2 protein-coding genes are annotated in these 832 nt (G+C 29.4%); both read left to right on the plus strand.

The window, feature by feature from the left end; all coding sequences use genetic code 11:
• On the plus strand, positions 1-476 hold a 476-nt coding region (locus tag RH45_RS21725; protein WP_039959059.1), incomplete at its 5' end, for a hypothetical protein.
• A gap of 151 nt (positions 477-627) precedes the next feature.
• Positions 628-832, plus strand: a 205-nt coding sequence (locus RH45_RS23685) for a hypothetical protein (RefSeq protein WP_206536167.1), incomplete at its 3' end; no start/stop codon positions are given.

Consider the following 832-nt stretch of genomic DNA (forward strand, 5'->3'; position numbering starts at 1 on the left):
TTATTGTTTTGGCTGGTGTTTCCTTTATGGCTAAAATAACATCCGATGCTCAGTTTGAAGATTTTACGATATCCAGTTTGATAGTTGGTTTCATTGGAACTGTAGAAGGTGTTCGCTCCGTTATCATTAGTAACATAAGAAAAATTGATACTAATTTTATATTTAAAATTTCTATTTATTCATTGAAGATAATAATAGTGCCAATTATATTTTTTATGGCCATGTTTTATTTAAAGTTTGGTATCAATTTTTCTTTAATATTTCTACTCTCTACACTGTGCTATTTTGTAGCAGTTATAAATCTTAGCTTGTTAGAAGGAAAAGGGTTTGTAGGTTTTGGGGCACTGTCTAGAACGGGTTCTTGGGCATTCTTTTACCTTTCATCAATTTCTTTCGTTATGATGGACATTTCACTTATTTGGTCCATTTTATCTTTTTCAATTTCTTTTCTTTTATTGTGTACCATACTTTGCTAAATTTAGGGTTTCCTTACCTAATGTTAGAGATCTAAGTAATTATGATGTTCAGTATAAACAAGTTAGAGATAGTTATGTCACTAACGTCTTTCGGATTTTTGTTGACTATTTAGACAGATTAGTTGTTTTGTATTTTCCAAGTGGTATTGATATGGCAACATATTTTTCTAGATTGGAATTTGCACAAAAAATAGTAAATGTACCACAGTTGATTGCCATATATATATACCCAAGAATGTGTGTTATTGATAACTTTAAAATTAGGGATAGATATTTCACGCTGGCTTTTTTATCTTGCTATGTACCTATAATTATTTGCTGTTATATTGCTTCGTTAAATTATCAATACATTATTG

Origin of the sequence: Vibrio sinaloensis DSM 21326 (assembly GCF_000189275.1) — a bacterium.
Taxonomy (GTDB): Bacteria; Pseudomonadota; Gammaproteobacteria; order Enterobacterales; family Vibrionaceae; genus Vibrio; species Vibrio sinaloensis.